Source organism: Bacillus sp. A260 (assembly GCF_009861435.1).
Lineage (GTDB): Bacteria > Bacillota > Bacilli > Bacillales > Bacillaceae_G > Bacillus_A > Bacillus_A cereus.
The window spans coordinates 2202948-2216727 of the sequence record NZ_CP046398.1 but is presented as its reverse complement, the minus strand read 5'-3'; the positions used below and the strand labels follow the sequence as shown (position 1 = coordinate 2216727).

Genomic DNA, 13780 nt, shown 5'->3' with positions numbered 1-13780 from the left:
TTTAACACCATCCCATTTTAATATCTCCACTAATAATTATTTACTAGACAATTAAAGTTTTGTTAATATTGCTGTAATAGCTTTATTTCAAAATAAAGTAGTTTGGATATCAAATGAGCAAAATACTTTGTTAAACCCACTTATAAGCAATCATCTAATTCATGAAATCAAAAAACTTATTTATCAAAATAAAAGGAGAATTTATGTATGAGTAGTTGCAAACCAATTGATAAATTAACTATTGAGGACCTAAAACAAAACCCCATTTGGGAATGGGGAATAGATGAAGAGGAAAACGAAGAACATGACGAAACATGGGTAAAACCAGCGGCAACTACTAATTTTACAGAAGAATTAAACGGTTCAATCGTACTAGGCGAATTATTCTTACATAATGGTGAAAAATTCCCTATGATGTGTGAAATTGATATTGAAGGTGACGAGGCCGTAATTCGTTCTGTTGTTTATTATAAGGAAGCAAAAAATGAGTATATTGCTATAGAAGATATTGTGAAAACGGTCGAAATGCCGTTATCGATTATTATTAATCTTACAATTCATGCAGAATCAAAAACCTTACGCTTCACTGCACATAAAGTAGACATTTATAAAAATTCAATAACGACTAATTTTAATTAAAGTCGGCCGAAATAAAGAAAACAATTATGAAATACAAACTGGGGAGTCATTAACGATTCCCCAGTTTTTTAAACTATATTAAAGTATCCCCTTTTCCACTAAAGTCTCTGCAATTTGAACTGAATTCCAAGCCGCACCTTTTAATAGGTTATCGGAAACAATCCAGAGGTGGAATCCGTTTGGCGTATCAGGATCTTTACGTATTCTTCCGACAAATGTATCTATTTTCCCTTCTGCATATAATGGCATTGGATACAGCTGTTCACTAGGGTTATCCTGCAAAATAACACCTGGTGCATCCATTAGTATTCCCTTGATTTCCGCAACGCTTGCTTCTTTTTCCAGTTCTATATAAACCGATTCTGAATGCCCCGATACAACTGGAACACGTACACAAGTAGCTGCCATTTTCAAGTTTTCATCTTCTAATATTTTCTTCGTTTCTTGAATCATTTTGACTTCTTCAAAAGTAAAATCATTGTCTGTAAATATATCTACTTGAGGCAGTACATTAAATGCTATTGGATAATGTTTTTTATCATTTTTCACCGGTAATATATCACTCTTCACTTCTTCACCTGCAAGTATAGACTTAGCCTGCTCTCGTAATTCATGAATCGCATGAATGCCAGAACCCGATACAGCTTGATATGTTGAAACGATAATTCTTTCTAAACCAAATGATTTTCGAATCGGCTGAAGTGCTGTTACCATCTGTAGTGCTGAACAATTTGGAACTGCAATGATACCTTTATGCTGTTTTAAAGTGTGCGCATTCACTTCCGGAACAACGAGCGGTACACCTTGTGCCATTCGGTACTCACTTGTGTTATCAATTACAATCGCACCACTAGAAACTGCATGAGTTACAAATTGTCTAGATACTTCTCCCCCAGCGCTAAAAAAGGCAATATCTACACCTTCAAAGCTAGTTGTTTTTGCCTCTTGTATAATTATCTCTCGTCCTTTGAATCTTACTTTCTTACCAGCGGATCGTTTTGACGAAAGCAATGTAACTTCAACTATATTAAACTTCATTTCATTCTCTAACAGTTCAATAATTTTTTGCCCTACCGCACCTGTAGCCCCAACAACAGCTACATGATAGCCCTTTTTGATCATCTTTTCTCCTCCAATATCACCTGAATGAATATTTCTACAATTTCATTTTATACAGAATTTAATCATTTGGAAAATTAAAATACATGATATAATCATTCACAAATCATGATAATAAAAGAGGGATCGCTTATGGAAATGAGACATGTTAAAACATTTTGCGCCATTGTGAAGTATGGTAATTTTTCTAAAGCTGCGCACGCGCTAGGTTATGCGCAATCTACTGTTACAGCACATATGAAAGCTTTAGAGAACGATTTACATATTCCTCTTTTCGATCGGTTAGGGAAAAAAGTGCTACTTACAAAAGCCGGTCATCAATTTCATCCTTATGCATTAGAATTACTTTCAATATATGAAAAAGCGCAAGAAATCCCCCAAAATACAGATTATTTAGAAGGTACATTAAGTATTACATCTAATGAATCATTAGCGGTATACCGATTACCACAATTATTACGTACTTACAAACAGAAAAATCCGAAAGTAAATATCGTACTTGAAACGAACACAAATGAACAAGCATTACAAAAATTACGTGAAGGAGAAACAGACGTTGTCTTCATAATTGGAGAAAGTATAGAACATAATGATTTTATTACGCGTACTTTTAGTAATGAAACATTTGGATGGATTTTACCAGCTTATTCCGCTGCACATACAAATCCATTCCAGTTATTACAGGAAACCCAGTTCATTTTTACAGAACAAAGCTGCGGCTATAGGACAATGGTAGATCGTTTTTTACGTCAAAGCGGAAATATTCCAGCTAAAACATTTGAAACTTCCAATGTTGAAGTCATTAAACAATCCGTTATGTGTGAGTTAGGCATTTCAATTCTTCCTTATATCGTTGTACAAGAAAGTTGTCAAAAAGAACAACTATGTTTTCAGCCTATCGAAACTCCAACAGTTATTCAAAGTCATGTAATCTATCATAAATCTAGATGGATTTCCCCGGTGTTACAGTCGTTTCTTTCCTTACTTGAACGAGACTAAAATATTAAGACGTACATATAAAAAAAGTAATTGCCTAATAAGCAATTACTCTCTTTCATTAATTAGTATACTATTTATTAGTCTGTCCCCCACCTGCAATTAATTTACTACCTGAATATGTACCTTTGTTCATAAACAATTGATTAATTAATTCTTTTTGCTCAGCTTCCGACATTACTCCTTTTCCTTCTCCTAAATTCCCACTTTGTAATTTCCAAATCTTATTGTGATCCCCATCAACCTTTTCATATTTCCCTTGTTTCCATCGTTCTAAAATTTCTACATATGTACTTCCCCGCACAAGATCATTACTCTTTACAATATCAATTAAGCTTTCAATCCGCTCTTGTGTAATAAAAATATAGCCCCACTTTTGATCAGCTTTCGCTTTTTGATGTGCCATTTCATGTAATGCTGTCTGTATGTTCTCATCTGTCCATTTAAAATTTTTATTAAAACCACTATTTGGCAATGAATAATTGCCATTTTCTAAAAGCTTTGCATCTTCTGCTTTTACGTTACTATCAGCTAATACTTCTACTGCTGGAGCAGCTGGTGATGCCTTTTTCGCAGCTGGTTTACTATTATTTAAATAATGCAGCATACCATATGTTAAACCTACTCCGATTACCGCCATACCAGCTATAACACCTATTATTTTCAAAAATGTTTTCATCTCGCTTGTTTCCTCCCAAATATCTCTGTTCTGACTACCTAATTATTTCTTATATAAAAACTGTTACTTCATTCAAAATATCGCATCGCATCCCCTATCATATTATTTATATATACTTCCTCATATTGTATTTCTTTTTCTTTAAAATTGAAAGATTATTCTGTTAAATAATGAAAATATTCTACAAATTTTTCCTTTATATTTATAAAGAAACAAAAAAACAACGAGCGCGTTCTACAACACTCGTTGTTTTTACTTTATGCACGATTTTCTTTTAACCACTTCGTAATAGCATCTAACCTCGAAACATCAAAACGTCTTTCTTCACACACATTCAAATTTTTTGAGTTTCTCACTATTTCTAATTCATTATTTCTTACACTTTTCGCCTCAATTAATTTACAATACCCATCTGTAACAGTATTTAAATTTTCATAATAACGCTGAAACGATTTTGATATATGTAAATGTTTTTCAAAGTTTCTTCTTCTTTTCGTCTCATCAGATACTTTCCGCTTTCTAAGTTCTTCATCGTTCGTATATAAATAAAAATATTGATCCGGAAAACCAATTTCCCTATTTATCATCTTTTCTTTATAAAAATTTTCTATTAAAGATAATGGCTGATTAAATATATCAAAATGAAAGCACCAATTATAACTAAGTGGTTGATATATATCCCCATCGAATATTACTAATTCATATTGCTCTGACTTCTGAACAGCTATATTCCAGCGCTCAACTTGTTTTTCAAAATACCATGTTCTATGTTCATTTTTTGGCCTTTCAAATAAAGAATTCACTTCAGGTATTATATAAGCACCATAATTCTTTTCTAATTCACGGCACGTGGTACTTTTACCAACAGCGCTTGCTCCCTCAAATGCTATTATCCCCATAGTTTCCCCCTCTTTCATTAACTAAAATTTCGTTGTTTCGCTTTTCTTCCCCATAACTTTCTCCATAAAACAATTGAAGCGATAGTGAGCATGATTGTTGTAATGATACTACCTTCAATTCCGAACGAGCCTCCATGAAGGAATTCAGGGCCATTTGTTGCAGGTTTAAATAGCGGAGTTGAATATATGGTCATCCCGCTAACTGCAAAACCGTAGACGTTATATTGTGCCCAATTCCAAATGGAATGCCATGCGCAAATCCCCCACAGACTACTGTCTTTTAAAACGTAAAAAGCTGCAAATACACCAACTAATATTATATTCGATATTGAAAGAATTGTAATACCTGGATTAAGTAAATGAAGAAAACCAAATAAGAAAGACGTCACAACAATCCCAACCCATATACGACTTCTAACAGAAAGAACCGGGAATAACCAACCTCGTACAATAATTTCTTCCGTTGCCCCTTGTATAAAAAATGCAACTAGAGATCCTACTATTCCTACTATTACTGTTGAGGTAATATGTTGTACTTGCAATTTCACACTCCCCATTAATAATAGTAGAATAACTGGCGTTGAAATAAATACAAACCCTATTAACGCACCTTTTAAATACTTTCTCATCCATTTCTCTTTCCAAAAGCCAATGGATGAAAAAGGTCTTTTTTCTACAAAACGAACCCATATAAATAAAATAAATATAGCTCCGCCAAACGTTAACACCATTCTAACATTGTCATAAATACCTTTCATGAATATCGTTTCAGCTTTTGGTAAAAATAACATAAATAACATAAAAAGTTCGCCTAAAGTCAAAAATATAATGGCTAATATTACAGCAAAGACTGGATGCACCTTTTTTCTCCCTGCTTTTGCTGCTTCAATTATTATAAATGAATTATTTTTCACTTTCTTTTCTCCTTTTATAATATTTAACTACTACCAGTCAACAACCATATTTTACCATAAAAAATGCAATATTAATATTTACTCTAAGTTTTTCTTACATGATTTTGCATAAATCCAAATTAGGAATAATATATAAATAAAAGAGGTGCCTTTGTGCCTTTACTATTATCACCCAGATTACTCAGTGGTATTACCAGCACTTGCTATTTCCAACCATTTGTTGTAAGATAGTAATTAAGGTCAATTTAACACTATATTTTCTTTGCATATTATCAAGTATCAATCAGGGACATTTTGTACTCCTTATGGATTTTTGATAATATGTGAACTTTTATTTTCATTCAAATAAGGCCGATCATATTGTAATTTTTCTACTTTTAGGAGGCATTACCATGACATTAACAGGTAAAGTAAAATGGTTTAACAGCGAAAAAGGTTTCGGTTTCATCGAAGTTGCAGACGGTAACGACGTATTCGTTCACTTCTCAGCTATCACTGGCGACGGCTTCAAGTCTCTTGACGAAGGTCAAGAAGTTAGCTTCGAAGTTGAAGAAGGTAACCGCGGACCTCAAGCTAAAAACGTTGTAAAGCTATAATTCAAACAATAAAAAGGTTGTTACCAGCAAGGTTAACAACCTTTTTAATATATAACTAAAATTTTTTACATAAAAGGAGTGGTTACATGTATCGCAATCGAAAGAACGATGTAGCAGAAGTACCACCAGAACAAACCCCTGTTTGGGAATGTGAATCAGAGGATTGTTTAGGATGGATGAGAAAGAACTTTTCATTTGAAGAAGAGCCTAAATGCCCTTTATGTAAAAGTAGCATGAAAAGCGGAGAACGTTTATTACCTAAATTAGGTTAATTTATAATAAAAAAAACCTCTTTTAATTAAGAGGTTTTTTTTATTATAAATTTATGTTCTCAATATCAGTTCGTACTATAGAATACAATAATGCATCGTGTTGCTTATTTCCTTGATGAATATATCCACGCAATAGACCTTCCTTTTGGAAGCCAATTTTAGATAACATTCTACAAGAAGTATCATTTTCAGGATATGTAATAGCTCCAATTCTAAACAAACCTAAATCTTTAAATCCATAATCAATAATTTCTCGAGCTGCTTCCGAAGCGTAACCATTTCCCCAATAACGAGGATGCAGATCATATCCAATCTCAGATCGTTTACTCCATAATTGTAAATTGTTTAGTCCAATTGTTCCTATTAAAACGTTCGTTTCTTTTAACACAATTCCCCATCGTATTGCCTTTTTCTCAAAGTAATTTTTTGAAAAAGATTCGATCATACGTGAAGCTTGTCCAAACTCCGTAAAAGAATTCATACCGTAATAACACGTCACTTCATCCAATGAAAAGATTTCATATATTTTTTGACAATAAGATTGTTCTATTTCAACTAAACGTAAGCGTTCTGTTTCTAATATAGGAAATGCCATAGGATCACTCCTTTCTCTCTACTCATTCATTATATCAGAAAAAATATGTATAATTAGTAAAGTCCTTATTGTTCCATAAGTCAAACATTTCTAATGGCGCATTCCCTCTTTATTCTATATACACGAATTGGATACCTTCTGATTGGGACTCAAACATGACGCTATAATTTCCATAAATCAAATTTTAAATTATCAAGAACTGTAAAGAATTTGTTTCTTCATTTTTCCCTTCTAAACAACCACCCTAACCCATACATTTATGGTAAAATATAGTTAATCCATTTTACGCTATGGAGGTGTAAAAATCTATGTATATATTCATCGGCTTATCCCTCTTACTCATATTACTTATTTTTTTATTCGCAAAAAAATTTACACCAAACTCATTCATGATGACTAGCTTTAAAGGCAATAGCTTTAAGACATTTTCAATCGGTATTTTAATCGCTGCCATACTCTCACTTTCATATGGAACTTATCATGCAGTAACATATCAACCTAGTTATTTAGATATTAAATTAAAAAATCAAAACTATACTGTTTTCGGTAATGTAGGCGAATTCGGTTATTTCTCCGAAGAATTATTAAAAAAAGATACAGAAGTACAACTATATTTCGTCTCTTGGAAAACAATAAAGTTAAAAAATCCGGTAATACTTATAGAATATCCTTCAGGAAAACAAGAAACATGGAAGCCAAATATCGTATCAATACCGGTAAATAAATTACAAGAAAAACTTGATATAAAAGATATTTATCAACTATCACCGTATTCATTTAAAGAGTCTGGAGAAATAATATTAACAATAAAAGAAAACAATGTAAAAAACAATACAATTTCCATTCAAATAAAATAAATAAAAACTGTTCCTCCATTTTGCTGAAGGGACAGTTTTTATTTATTCTACAGTATTATTTATTTAATGTATCCATTATTTCATTGGCTATATTCTTTCCATTTCCAATACACGCACCAATTCCAACACCATAATATGAGGCACCAGCTAAATATACATTTGGATAAAGATTCGTCATTTTTTCTTGTAATGCTTGAACCGCTTGATTATGTTCTAAATGATATTTCGGCATTAAATCTTTCCAATTTGTAACTTCAACTACTTCTGGTTCACCTTTAATTCCGAGACTCTTTTCAATATCATATAAAGCGACTCGTACTAATTCTTCTTCACTGTAATTCTTGATTGTTTCATATACCGGATTGGTACTCTTATAAAACATTCTAACTAATAATTTTTGTTTACCCGATGTATGTTTCCACTTTCGACTTGTCCATGTACAAGCATCACAATGTAAATCACTGTTTTCCGTTACAATAAACCCCGTACCATCAGCTGGTAGTTGTTCATCTAGTATGTCAAATCCTAAATAAATACTTATAAGAGATGAGTTTTTAAATGTATTAAACTGCTCATTTAACTCATTAGACTGTAATAAAGTTTGTGCAATATCATGTGGAGCTGCTAAAACAACATAATCAGCTTGTATTGTTTCATGATTTGCAAAAGAAATCTCATATCGATCTTTTTGTTTACTTACAGCCGTCGTTATAGCACCTTTTTTTACGACAGTTTCAGTCAGCACTTCTTCTAAGCGATTAATTATCGTAGATAGTCCACCTTTAAATGATACGAATTTTTTATTTCCTGCTGATTGAAATTGTTTTTTATTCTCTTCAAAACCTTTAATAATACTTCCATACTTATTTTTATAATCCAGTAAATACGGTAATGTAGATGCCATTGTAAGCTCATTCAATTTACCAGAATATACACCTGAAAGCACAGGAGCAATTTGTCTTTCCACTAACTCTTTCCCTAAAAAGCTTTCTAAAAATAAAGCAAGTGATGTATCTTTCGTAAACTCTTTATTTTTCGTTATGAAATCTTTTAAAGCTACGATTTTCCCCTTCGTTGAGACTAGCGTACTGCTAAACAACGACTGGGCGCTCATCGGTATCCCAAATATAGTATCAGAAGGAATCGGATGTAACATGTTTTCAGAATATATGTAAGAAATACCCGTTTCATTATATACCATTTCATTTTCTAAATTTAAATCTTTTACAAGTGGCATAACGTGTTCATTACGAGCAACGATTGAATCCGCTCCTGACTCCATAATGAAATCCTTTTCTTCCACACTATGGATTTTACCACCTAAATACTCTTCTTTCTCAATAAGAATTAAATTTAAATCGATATTATAATCCTTTTTTAATTTTTCTAAATAAAACATAGTAGAAAGTCCCGTTATACCTCCACCGATAACAACAACTGTTTTCATATGTGCTGCGCTCCTAACCGATACAATTAATAATTCCTTTTTATTATAACCAAAAGTCCTTATATTCGACTAGCAAGTTGCGCATTCTGTAAGAAATTAGACAATATATTTTAATATATTTTCAAATTACCTAATAAAAAAGAACTATAACATTTACAAACCCCGTCATAGTTCTCTTTATTTTAAAAACATAAAGTAATTGATTAATTTGTCTAGTTCTTGACTCAATGCCAATACTTTTTCATGTTGAATTCCATAATCCGATACTAAATATAAAAGTTCTTCTTTTTTTATTTCAATTACTTTTTCCAATTTCGCTAGTTCCATGTCGTTTTACATCTCTCCAAAAATAAAATGTATGTATTTCAGTATAGCCTACTTACATAATTAGTAAAAGTAAAATACGCATGTAAAATCTTACATATTTGAAAAAATAATATACTACTAACAAAAAAAGAAACTAGATTAAACATCCTTTTACAGATCATTAGCGTTCATTAAGAATGAATAACATAACGGAATTTTTCTAATGTGATATCTTTATAATTTGGAGCTCTCTGTATATGATTAAAATAACTATATGAGAATTTAAATACATGACCAAAATCCCAATCGAATTCACTATAGTCTTTTATCCAAAATATATTTTCAGTTGGTAAAATATTTGCACGTTTAGATTGAATTAAAGGTAATCGATCTATAGGTGAGTGTAAAGTTACTTCCGTATTCAGCTTGAGCTTTTGGCTAGCTCTTAGTACGTATACTAGTTTTAACAGCGGACGTATCCCTCGTTGAAATATATCTATATGTCCTAAATCGTACATTATATTAATTGCGTGGGAGTATGTAAGCAAATGCCCAATTAAATCATGATGTGATTCCGCTCGATAAATACTATTAAATTTCGATAACTCATTTAAAATGAACTGAGATACTTGTGTTGGATTACTCAATTCACTTTGTATCTCCTCTTCAAAACTTAATTGTTTTACTTCTTTCGTCGTATAACCAATCCACGATCTACCTGGAATTGTTTTTCGAAATGATAAAATAAGAGTAGTAATCCCTTCAATTGCTTGATTATTACCCCATTTTTGTAGCTCTTTCATAGCTAATAAACTTAATGACGCATAAATGACGTTATGCCCCACCCAATGAAGCTCATCAATCGTTTGTTCTAAAGATTTTATAATCATATTTTCCGCAATTTTAAAATCTATTTCTTTTTTATCATCAATCATCTCACCAATTTTTTTCTTGTTCAGCATCATCCTTGTTTGCGAATACATATTACGAGCTGTTTCTTCATCAATATTATTATCTTTCATAAAAAAATAACTAGCAATTGCAGCTGCTCCAAAATGTGCATGCCAAATATCATTTGTTTCTTTTTTACATTGAGAAATAATTGAAAGACCGCCTTTCAAAATACTTTTTTCCATTTTCTTTCTCCCCTATTAAAAATCACTATATTTTCATCCTAAAGATGGTGTCAGTACAAATAAAATGTGATTCGATTCATCACTTTTATTCAAAAATCGATGCTTCACATTCGGTGGAATACGTACAACATCGCCTTCTTCTAAATAATATTCTTTTCCCTCCAATTCCACATACACTTCCCCTTTCATAATAACAGCAATCTCTTCCTTATCTTCATGGGAATAATGGCTTTCTGTTGTGTTTGCTCGTTTATTTAAATCCATCATTAACATTTCAATACGTGCTTTCATAAAATCAGGTGTTAATACATCATATACAATGTGATCATTGTTTTCCCGATATACTTTTTTTCGATCTTTTTTCTTAGAAATGAGCGAATCTGTATCGATATCATTAATAAAAAGTGTAAACAGCGGTACATTTAATGCTTTTGCAATTAACTCCAAAACATTTAAAGAAGGATTAGCATGTCCTCTTTCAATTTGGCTAATTAGTGATGTACTAATTCCTGCATAATCAGCGAATTCACGAATTGTCATATTATTTTTCTTACGATAACTTAATACTGTTTGTCCAAGCCTATCATGTATCATAGTAAAACTTCCTTTCATCCATCATAATGCATATTTCATTGTCTTTGTGCTGACATACTAAACAAAGGCAAATAATCCTTTCCTATTATCTCCGGGACTTATATACTTACCTTTGTACATTATATCGTATTAAGTTTATTATAATAAACATTCTATAGGAGGGACAAACTTTGAAATCACCTATTCTTTCATATTTCATCTTATTTTTTGGTGTATTCGCCTTATCAACTTCAGCAATTTTTGTAAAATTGGCAGATGCTCCTGCGACAATCATTGCTTTTTACCGATTATTCTTTGCCACACTGATCCTGTTACCGTTATTACTATTTAATAAAAATAGTCGAAATGAGCTAAAAACTTTAACGAAAAAACAATGGACATTCGGATTCATATCTGGGCTATTTTTAGCTGCACATTATGTACTATGGTTTGAATCATTACAATATACTTCTGTAGCAAGCTCTACAGTTATCGTAACGTTACAACCTTTGTTCTCAATGATTGGTGGTTATTTTTTATTTAAGGAAAGATTTACGAAAGGAGCGGTTATTGGTTGCCTCATCGCTATTTCAGGTAGTATCATCATTGGCTGGCAAGATTTCCAAATTAGTGGAGAAGCTTTATATGGAGATATTTTAGCATTTATTGCTGCCGGTATCATTACTGCTTATTTTTTCATTAGCCAACACGTTCGTAAAGATTTGTCACTTATACCCTATTCAGTAATTAGTTATGGAAGTAGTGCTGGCTTTCTTGGCATATTTGCTTTCACGCAACAAGAATCTTTCATCCATTACTCTACACAAACTTGGTTGTGCTTTATTGGATTAGCTTTCATTGCTACAATTTTAGGACAAACCATTTTTAATTGGTTATTAAAATGGATGAGTGCTACTGTAATTTCAATGAGTATTTTAGGTGAAACAATTGGCACTTGTATACTAGCGTACTTTATATTACATGAGACCATTTCTTTACAACAAGGACTAGGAATTACCGTTATTTTTATTGGTTTAGTATTATTTTTATTGCAGCCAAGTTCTAATAAAAAAGCATGACAGTATACTGTCATGCTTTTAACTATTCATTATGTACAATTAAACCATTCGGTCTAAAACGACTCATCATAATTTCATTAATAAACTTTCCATGAGCTTTCAAATTCCCTATCTTTACTCCCTCTTCTACAAATCCAAATTTTTCATATAAAGCTTTTGCTTTTGGATTCGTTTCTAATACACCTAGTTCTACTCTCTCTAACATTAACCAATTATCAGCCAAATCAAGCATCTTCGTAAGAAGTGCTCTCCCAATTCCTTTATTATGATATTCACTGTCTACCCCAATGAATAAATCGCCTGAATGAGATCTTCGGCCCGGACTTTGTGTTAAACCTACAAACCCAACAACTTCTCCATCATATTCTGCAACAAATTCAAATTGATTTGGTGCTAAATTTCGAATTCTATTTTCCATAGCCTCTACACGCATGCTAGGTAAGAAAACCATATACGGTAAAACGTCATCCTGTATACATATACGATGAATTGCTCTAGCATCTTGTATTTCTACTGCTCTAACGTTGATTCCCATCTTTCTCTCCTCCATATAAATAACAATATATTTGTGTGTTATTCTAGAAACGTTCACGAATGACCTTCTCGCCCGGATTTCTTTATGTCATTTTTACATAATTATTTCGATATAATACTTAATTTCCAAAAAGATTAAAGACTATATGGATATGGATTTGGTTAACTTTTCACCTTGTTATATAAATCAAGCAAATTTTCAATTAAAATACCATTTAGTTTCATGCCGACTATATCACAATTTTCTATTTCAATATTTTTCAGATTACTATTACTTATAGTGCTACATTCCAAATCACATTTATCGAATACAATAGGTTCCTTCTCATCTCCAAGACTTGTATTTTTAAATTGCACTCCACCTAAAGTCACCAAATTAAATTTACTACCAGAAAGATTTAAATCTGCATATGATGACCATCTAAAATTTATATTTCTAAACTTGGATTGACTTACATTACAATTACTCATATTCATATTCATTATATTGCTACCAACAAATGAACTGTTTTTTAAATTCACTTGATAATACTCTGTATTTGCTAAATTACAGTTTTCGTATTGACTATTTTTCATATCTTTATTTGTAACTACACTCGCTTTGTTTGAGCTTGTTTTTATTCTTTTCACGTAACAATACTCATCTTCCGATTCAAAAATCATTTGGTAACCCATCTTTTTATAAAAGTGATGATTGTTAATTTGTCTACTAGATGTTTCGAGATCCCAAATCTTTATGTTCGGATATTCCTTTTCTATTAATTTCATAACATGTGATCCAATTCCTTTTCCTTGATAAACAGGATCTACAAAAATACGATCAATTCGACCGTACGACTTACCAGAAATCGTAACTATTATCCCTCCGATTATTTCTTTATCCATTACAACTTTGAAAGAATCCAATTCTTCAATGGAATATTCCATCATTTCAACTGAAGAATATCCTGGCGGTTGAATGTTATAATCAATGACATCATCTTGGCCATATAGCCATTGTTTTGCTTCTGCATCAAATGTTCTTTTCATTATTTCTGTTAATTTCTCAGCATCTAAAATTGTAGCTTTTTCTATAGATATTTTCGTCATTTTCGTTTTCCCCTTCATTATTACAAACCAACCATTTTTGTGAATGGCAT

At 31.8% G+C, this 13780-nt stretch carries 17 protein-coding genes; 6 read left to right on the top strand and 11 right to left on the bottom strand.

The window, feature by feature from the left end; translation table 11 throughout:
- Positions 1-207: 207 nt before the first annotated feature.
- The gene (locus GD442_RS11320) at positions 208-639 is read left to right on the top strand and encodes a hypothetical protein (RefSeq protein WP_000093112.1); all 432 of its coding nucleotides are present in this window, start codon (positions 208-210) and stop codon (positions 637-639) included.
- Between the two features lie 78 nt (positions 640-717).
- Here GD442_RS11320 and GD442_RS11315 read toward each other — a convergent pair whose 3' ends face one another.
- Positions 718-1761: an aspartate-semialdehyde dehydrogenase gene (locus GD442_RS11315; protein ID WP_000591712.1), complete on the bottom strand. Its 1044-nt coding sequence runs from the start codon at positions 1759-1761 to the stop codon at positions 718-720.
- Positions 1762-1890: 129 nt separating this feature from the next.
- Here GD442_RS11315 and GD442_RS11310 point away from each other — a divergent pair, with 129 nt between their 5' ends.
- The gene (locus GD442_RS11310; RefSeq protein ID WP_000425899.1) at positions 1891-2757 is read left to right on the top strand and encodes a LysR family transcriptional regulator; all 867 of its coding nucleotides are present in this window, start codon (positions 1891-1893) and stop codon (positions 2755-2757) included.
- A 70-nt stretch (positions 2758-2827) separates the two neighbouring features.
- On the opposite strand, the gene GD442_RS11305 is transcribed toward GD442_RS11310, so the two are convergent.
- The 3 genes from GD442_RS11305 to GD442_RS11295 all read right to left on the bottom strand — a co-directional run bounded on the left by GD442_RS11305 (position 2828) and on the right by GD442_RS11295 (position 5246).
- Complete coding sequence (locus tag GD442_RS11305) at positions 2828-3433, bottom strand: PRK06770 family protein (protein ID WP_000846986.1); 606 nt, start codon at positions 3431-3433, stop codon at positions 2828-2830.
- Positions 3434-3690: 257 nt separating this feature from the next.
- A complete protein-coding gene (locus GD442_RS11300; protein WP_002024134.1) occupies positions 3691-4350 on the bottom strand; it encodes a DEAD/DEAH box helicase family protein in 660 nt (219 codons plus the stop codon).
- Positions 4350-5246, bottom strand: a complete 897-nt coding sequence (locus tag GD442_RS11295) for a CPBP family intramembrane glutamic endopeptidase (RefSeq protein WP_000794821.1) — start codon at positions 5244-5246, stop codon at positions 4350-4352. Before GD442_RS11295 ends, GD442_RS11300 begins: the two co-directional genes overlap by 1 nt.
- A 392-nt stretch (positions 5247-5638) precedes the next feature.
- On the opposite strand from GD442_RS11295, the gene cspD reads away from it, so the two are divergent.
- Both cspD and GD442_RS11285 read left to right on the top strand, forming a co-directional pair.
- On the top strand, positions 5639-5842 hold the full coding sequence (gene cspD / locus GD442_RS11290) for a cold-shock protein CspD (RefSeq protein WP_000176366.1): 204 nt from the start codon (positions 5639-5641) through the stop codon (positions 5840-5842).
- 86 nt (positions 5843-5928) lie between these two features.
- Positions 5929-6114, top strand: coding sequence for a cold-shock protein (locus GD442_RS11285; RefSeq protein WP_000286203.1), 186 nt, complete (start codon positions 5929-5931; stop codon positions 6112-6114).
- A 43-nt stretch (positions 6115-6157) separates the two neighbouring features.
- Here GD442_RS11285 and GD442_RS11280 read toward each other — a convergent pair whose 3' ends face one another.
- Positions 6158-6709, bottom strand: coding sequence for a GNAT family N-acetyltransferase (locus GD442_RS11280; RefSeq protein WP_000885397.1), 552 nt, complete (start codon positions 6707-6709; stop codon positions 6158-6160).
- A 308-nt stretch (positions 6710-7017) separates the two neighbouring features.
- On the opposite strand from GD442_RS11280, the gene GD442_RS11275 reads away from it, so the two are divergent.
- On the top strand, positions 7018-7566 hold the full coding sequence (locus tag GD442_RS11275) for a hypothetical protein (protein ID WP_000275240.1): 549 nt from the start codon (positions 7018-7020) through the stop codon (positions 7564-7566).
- Positions 7567-7621: 55 nt separating this feature from the next.
- On the opposite strand, the gene GD442_RS11270 is transcribed toward GD442_RS11275, so the two are convergent.
- From GD442_RS11270 to GD442_RS11255, 4 genes are all read right to left on the bottom strand, one after another.
- Positions 7622-9013, bottom strand: coding sequence for a protoporphyrinogen oxidase (locus GD442_RS11270; protein WP_000860352.1), 1392 nt, complete (start codon positions 9011-9013; stop codon positions 7622-7624).
- A 177-nt stretch (positions 9014-9190) separates the two neighbouring features.
- Entirely contained in the window at positions 9191-9340 is a 150-nt protein-coding gene (locus GD442_RS11265) for an aspartyl-phosphate phosphatase Spo0E family protein (RefSeq protein WP_000417698.1), read from the bottom strand.
- Positions 9341-9510: 170 nt separating this feature from the next.
- A complete protein-coding gene (locus GD442_RS11260; RefSeq protein ID WP_000415696.1) occupies positions 9511-10455 on the bottom strand; it encodes a hypothetical protein in 945 nt (314 codons plus the stop codon).
- Between the two features lie 33 nt (positions 10456-10488).
- Positions 10489-11049, bottom strand: coding sequence for a helix-turn-helix domain-containing protein (locus GD442_RS11255; RefSeq protein ID WP_000581032.1), 561 nt, complete (start codon positions 11047-11049; stop codon positions 10489-10491).
- A 170-nt stretch (positions 11050-11219) separates the two neighbouring features.
- Between GD442_RS11255 and GD442_RS11250 the strand changes: the two genes are divergently transcribed.
- Positions 11220-12107 (top strand): DMT family transporter, encoded by an 888-nt coding sequence (locus tag GD442_RS11250; RefSeq protein ID WP_000841810.1) that lies wholly within the window; start codon positions 11220-11222, stop codon positions 12105-12107.
- A 22-nt stretch (positions 12108-12129) separates the two neighbouring features.
- Here GD442_RS11250 and GD442_RS11245 read toward each other — a convergent pair whose 3' ends face one another.
- Positions 12130-12642, bottom strand: a complete 513-nt coding sequence (locus tag GD442_RS11245; protein WP_000512619.1) for a GNAT family N-acetyltransferase — start codon at positions 12640-12642, stop codon at positions 12130-12132.
- Positions 12643-12803: 161 nt separating this feature from the next.
- The gene (locus GD442_RS11240) at positions 12804-13748 is read right to left on the bottom strand and encodes a GNAT family N-acetyltransferase (RefSeq protein ID WP_002025165.1); all 945 of its coding nucleotides are present in this window, start codon (positions 13746-13748) and stop codon (positions 12804-12806) included.
- Between the last annotated feature and the right edge of the window lie 32 nt (positions 13749-13780).

Coding starts and splice junctions, on each gene's coding strand:
- GD442_RS11320 (WP_000093112.1), top strand. CDS start 208: ATGAGTAGTTGCAAACCAATTGATAAATTAACTATTGAGGACCTAAAA.
- GD442_RS11315 (WP_000591712.1), bottom strand. CDS start 1,761: ATGATCAAAAAGGGCTATCATGTAGCTGTTGTTGGGGCTACAGGTGCG.
- GD442_RS11310 (WP_000425899.1), top strand. CDS start 1,891: ATGGAAATGAGACATGTTAAAACATTTTGCGCCATTGTGAAGTATGGT.
- GD442_RS11305 (WP_000846986.1), bottom strand. CDS start 3,433: ATGAAAACATTTTTGAAAATAATAGGTGTTATAGCTGGTATGGCGGTA.
- GD442_RS11300 (WP_002024134.1), bottom strand. CDS start 4,350: ATGAAAGAGGGGGAAACTATGGGGATAATAGCATTTGAGGGAGCAAGC.
- cspD (WP_000176366.1), top strand. CDS start 5,639: ATGACATTAACAGGTAAAGTAAAATGGTTTAACAGCGAAAAAGGTTTC.
- GD442_RS11285 (WP_000286203.1), top strand. CDS start 5,929: ATGTATCGCAATCGAAAGAACGATGTAGCAGAAGTACCACCAGAACAA.
- GD442_RS11280 (WP_000885397.1), bottom strand. CDS start 6,709: ATGGCATTTCCTATATTAGAAACAGAACGCTTACGTTTAGTTGAAATA.
- GD442_RS11275 (WP_000275240.1), top strand. CDS start 7,018: ATGTATATATTCATCGGCTTATCCCTCTTACTCATATTACTTATTTTT.
- GD442_RS11270 (WP_000860352.1), bottom strand. CDS start 9,013: ATGAAAACAGTTGTTGTTATCGGTGGAGGTATAACGGGACTTTCTACT.
- GD442_RS11265 (WP_000417698.1), bottom strand. CDS start 9,340: ATGGAACTAGCGAAATTGGAAAAAGTAATTGAAATAAAAAAAGAAGAA.
- GD442_RS11260 (WP_000415696.1), bottom strand. CDS start 10,455: ATGGAAAAAAGTATTTTGAAAGGCGGTCTTTCAATTATTTCTCAATGT.
- GD442_RS11255 (WP_000581032.1), bottom strand. CDS start 11,049: ATGATACATGATAGGCTTGGACAAACAGTATTAAGTTATCGTAAGAAA.
- GD442_RS11245 (WP_000512619.1), bottom strand. CDS start 12,642: ATGGGAATCAACGTTAGAGCAGTAGAAATACAAGATGCTAGAGCAATT.
- GD442_RS11240 (WP_002025165.1), bottom strand. CDS start 13,748: ATGAAGGGGAAAACGAAAATGACGAAAATATCTATAGAAAAAGCTACA.